The sequence below is a fragment of the Frankia canadensis genome, assembly GCF_900197875.1.
Taxonomy (GTDB): domain Bacteria; phylum Actinomycetota; class Actinomycetes; order Frankiales; family Frankiaceae; genus Frankia; species Frankia canadensis.
This window is the reverse complement of record NZ_FZMO01000285.1, coordinates 1-4,521: the sequence shown is the minus strand read 5'-3', so window position 1 is coordinate 4,521 and position 4,521 is coordinate 1. Positions and strand designations below refer to the sequence as shown.

General features: G+C 76.8%; 3 protein-coding genes and 1 pseudogene. 1 reads left to right on the top strand and 3 read right to left on the bottom strand.

Going from position 1 to position 4,521, the window contains the following annotated elements; genetic code table 11:
• The 3 genes from C1A33_RS20715 to mpaP all read right to left on the bottom strand — a co-directional run.
• Positions 1 to 764: GOLPH3/VPS74 family protein (locus C1A33_RS20715; RefSeq protein ID WP_165818501.1), on the bottom strand; the 764-nt coding region annotated here is incomplete at its 3' end.
• A gap of 33 nt (positions 765 to 797) precedes the next feature.
• On the bottom strand, positions 798 to 1,973 hold the full coding sequence (locus C1A33_RS20710) for a glycosyltransferase family 2 protein (RefSeq protein ID WP_101833082.1): 1,176 nt from the start codon (positions 1,971 to 1,973) through the stop codon (positions 798 to 800).
• A 20-nt stretch (positions 1,974 to 1,993) separates the two neighbouring features.
• Positions 1,994 to 3,733 carry a daptide biosynthesis intramembrane metalloprotease gene (gene mpaP / locus C1A33_RS20705; RefSeq protein ID WP_207770403.1) on the bottom strand — a complete coding sequence of 580 codons (1,740 nt, stop codon included), beginning with the start codon at positions 3,731 to 3,733 and terminating at the stop codon, positions 1,994 to 1,996.
• A gap of 64 nt (positions 3,734 to 3,797) precedes the next feature.
• Here mpaP and C1A33_RS35870 point away from each other — a divergent pair.
• Positions 3,798 to 4,521, top strand: a pseudogene (locus tag C1A33_RS35870) (hypothetical protein); the annotation flags it as partial.

Sequence of the window (4,521 nt, the reverse complement as noted above, 5' to 3'; positions counted from 1 at the left end):
ACCACCGGGATCGTGTTCGGCCTGCCGCAGCTGGTGTTACCGGTCCTCATCTTCGTCCTGCCCGCGCCCGGCAAGCTCTCGGCGGCCGCCGTGCTCGCCGCAGCCGCGGCCAGCGCGGCCACCAGCGTCCCCCGGACGCGCTCGACCGCGCCCCCGAGGATCCGGGGTAGCTCGGCGGCGTCGATGAGGGCGGCAGCCCGGGCGGCGGCCTCGGCCCGGTGCGGTGCCGGCTCGAGCTGCTCGAGCAGATCGAACGGGCGCAGCAGCGCGAGCAGCACGACGGTGTCCGGCCTGGGAGCCTGCGCGGGCGCGGAGTCCCGCGGGTCCTGGTCGGTGGACAGGGCGGCGATCAGGCCGGCGCGGGCGGTGTCGCCGGCGCCGGGCTCGGCGATCGGATGGCGGACGACCCGGAAGATGCGGCCCCGCTCGGTGCCGAGGACGCCGGCGGCGACGAGCCGGGTGGCGATCGTCTCCCGCACCGGCGAAAGCTCCCGCAGCACGGTCTGCAGCGCGTCGTCCGGGGTCGGCGCCGGTTCCGCCGCCGCGAGCGCGGTGTACGCCTGCCGCAGCGGCACATTGTCGGTGGCCGGCGGGCCGGCGGGGGTCGGGGTCAGGACCTCCCCGTCGAGCTGGAGCGCGCCGGCCAGGACGAGATCCGCGACGAGCGCCGCGGCGAGTCCGGCGTCGGATCCGGCGCCGGCGGCATCTTTTCCTGCCTCGTCCAGCGTGAGGAGAAGAAACGTTTCGGCAACAGTGACGTCCATGCCGGACATCATCACACTCACCTCACCTGTCCGTTAGCGCGTGGCCAAGGCAACCGACCCACCAGCCGGAATACTCCTGTCGTTTCCCTCGCGTTCCCTTTTCCGTTCATCGCCCTCCACCGGCCCGCCGCCGAGGACGCGCTGGGTCAGGGCGAGCTGGGCCGGTTGGCGTCGCCACAGCAGCTCCCGCAGGCGCGCGGTATGCTCCGCCGTGCCGCACCACAACGGCAGCCCGACCCGCACCGTCGCCACGTCCGATCGGGGCTCGCGCCGCACCACCAGCTCGGGCCAGGGCACCGCACCCGGACCGGCCGCGGCAAACGCCCGCTCCACCAGCTCCGTGACGCTGGCCGGACGTGCGTCCCCGCCAGCCGGCGGGCCGTGCGGCTGATGGGGCTCGGGCCAGCGCAGGTCGCCGGTGGCGGCGAGGGAGCGATACCAGACGAGCTGGTCGGCGCGGGCGGCCGCGCGCAGCTCGGCGGCGGCGCCAGGGGCCCGCAGTCCCGCGACGGCGCGCGCGGCGGCCGCGGCGGTGGGGAACTCCGCCAGCCACAGCTGATGGCCGCGCGGGACTCGGGTGCGCCGGCTCGGCCCGCCGTCGGCGAGGCGGGCCGAGCGGGCGTCGACCGTCGCGAAGCGCGCCCCGGCGTCGGCCAGGCGCAGCCACAGGTCCCAGTCCTCCAGCCCGGACGCGAGCGCCCGCCACCCGCCGACGGCGGCCGACAGGCCCGCCCGGTGCGCGACCCGCGATGGCTCGAACAGCGGCGACGCGAGCTGCAGTTCCGGATGCCAGAGCAGGTCGAGCGGCCCGGTCACGGACGTCACCCGCCCGTCCGGCCCGACCCGCACCGCACCGGTCGCCACCACGTCGGCACCCCGCTCCACGGCCGCCACCAGCGACGCCAGGTGGTCGGGCAGCCAGGTGTCGTCGTGGTCGAGGTAGGCGACGATCCCGCCGCGGGCCCGCGCGAGGCCCGCCTGCCGCACCGGCGACGGATGGCCGTGCCGGGGTGTGCGCAGCGGTCGGATCCGGTCGTCCTCGCGGGCGCAGGCGGCGAGGACGTCGTCGGTGTCGTCCGTCGAGCCGTCGGAGACGACCAGCAGCTCCCAGTCGGTGAACCGCTGGTTGCGCACGGAGCGCAGCGTGGGCAGGATCCGGCGGGAGCGGTTGAAGGTCGGGCAGATCACCGAGACCAGCGGCGATGTCATGACGTGGTCACCTCCCGCCCTCAGCCGACGATGGAGCGCCAGGCCGGCGCGAGGTAGGTGTCGACGAGCCAGCGGGCGGCGCTGACCTTGCCGAGATCGACGATGGCCTGCCCGGACGCGCCCGCCCGCCCGGCGTCGGCGTCGGTCAGCCGGACGCCGCTCAGCCCGTGGTAGCTGGCCGACAGGGTGCGCGGGCCGCCGCGGACCGGCAGGGCCGTGCCCATCGGGGCGAAGCGCTCGCCGGTGTGGACGGATTCGCCGCTGGTGCGGGCGGTGCCGACGTCGGCGCCGCCGAGCAGCCCCATCCGCCGCAGCGTCACCGGATGGCCGGCACGCCCCGCCGCCGGATCGGTCCCGGCGGGCAGAACCAGCAGCACCCGGCCATGCTCGGCGGAGTAGCCGGCCCGCACCTTCGACGGGACGGTGATGCTCACCGCCGCGGCGACCACGAGCCCGGCGACCAGGCTCGACACCAGCACGAGCGACGCGACGGTCGCCCCGCCGCCGCGGGCCTCGACGAACAGGTTGCGCGCGGACCGGCCGATCAGGACCACCATCGCCCCGATCAGCAGCAGGCTGACCAGACCGCCGACCGGCCCCATCGCCACCAGCCCGACGAGCCACGACTGCACCGCGTACCCGACCAGGTAGACGGGGAACAGCGCGCACAGCACGCCGAACGGCACCGACCACCACAGCCTGCGGGGCAGCTCCCGCTGGTAGGTCCCGCCGAACAGCACCCGCGCGGTGGCCCGGCGCGCGTCGGTCATCGCCTTGCGGCGCAGGTGCGGCAGGTCGAGATGCGACATCAGCGCGATGTAGCCGTCGAACTTGACGAACGGGACCAGGTTCACGACGCCATACAGATAGCAGGCCACGGCGAGACCGACGACGGCGTCGTGCAGGTCCCCCGCCGGCAGCGCCAGGCTGATGATGGCGGCCAGCCCCGCGCACACCCACTGCACGGCGATGCCGGCCAGCGCGATCGCGACCCGGTGGCGGGGGTGGCGCAGCCGCCAGCCGTCGGAGATGTCGCAGAAGAACGCGGGCGTCAGGTAGAACAGCATGATCCCGAGCCGGCGCGGACGGCCGCCGTGCGCGGTGAGCACGGCCGCGTGCCCCATCTCGTGGATACCGGTGACGAGCAGCAGGCCGCCGAGCACGACCCCGTACTGGGTGAGGCCCAGCGGATGGCCGACCACCTGGCGCAGCGAGTCGGCCTGCGTCGCCAGTGCGCACAGCCCCACCACGATGACCGCCAGGTACAGCCCGCAGGCCGCCGGTCCGGTGAGCCGCCGCAGCATCGGACGCCACCGGCTCAGCAGGCGGCTGGGGTCGGTCAGGGTGAACTGCACCGACAGCGGCGGGCGGTAGACGAGTCGCCGCGTCTGCTGGTCCGCGTTCGGCGCCGTGCGCGACAGCGTCGGCAGCGCGGGCAGGAACGGCAGGAGGCGACGTCGCCGACCCGCGGCGGTGGCGGCGGTGGCGGCGGACGCGGCCGCCGGGTCGGCGGCGTCGACGATCAGGCCCATCCGCACGAAGGACGTGAGCGAGCGGGTCACCACCTCAGCCGTCCACGGCGCCCCGAGCGCGACCGCGAGGCCCGCGGCGTCCCGGGTCCCGTCCATGGCGCTCAGCAGTCTGCCGGCGTCCGCGCCGACCCGCAGGTAGCGGGTGCCGACCTGCGCCACCCAGACGTCCTCGGCGTCGACCGGCGGATGCACACAGGCGTCGGGAGCGAGCATCGGCAGCCGCGTCACCCCGGGCTCGGCCGGGACGGCGAGCACGCCCGACGGGCGAGCTCCCGCCGCCGACGCCGCACGCGTGGCCGTGCCGGCCGCGATCGCTCCCGGCGCCGCCGGTCCCGACGCCGAACCCGACGGCGCGGTCCGTCCCGCCGTGCTCGCCGCCGATCCGGGCCGCGCCCCGGTCGCCGCCGCCCCGATCGCCGCCGTCCCGGTCGCCGCCGCCCCGCGCCCGGCCGAGCCGACCCGCGCGACTACCGATCCGATCCTGGCCATCGCCGAACCCGCCCGCGCGACGAGCGTGCTCGGACCCACCGGTGCCGCACCCGGACCAGCGGGCAGGGCCGGCACGTCCGCGCGCGCGACGGCCGCGAACGGCGCCGCCGCCGCAGGAGCCGCTGGCGCGGGGACTGCCGGGCTGACGGGGACGAGGGGCCACTGGGACGCCACCGCCTGGCGCGCCGGCTCCAGCATCGCGGCGAGCCGCTCGGGCGACACCGGCACCTGTCCTCGCACCGTGGCCGCCTGGTCGTCCGCCACGGCCGACGAGATGCTCGCGAGGGCCGACGCGGCCACCGCGACCGCGCTGGCCGCCGTCGCCACCGCCGACGCCGCCGCCGCGACGGCGGCCACCCGAGCGGCCTGCGCGGCCGCCACACTCACCGATGACACAGCGGGCGGCGCGGGTGGCGCAGGCTCCGGCGGCAGTTGCGGCATCGGCGGCAGCGTGGGCGCCGGCACGAAAGCGGCGCCGTACGCGGGCGCGGGCCGGTCGGGTGCCAGCGCGGGGGACGGGGCAGGGG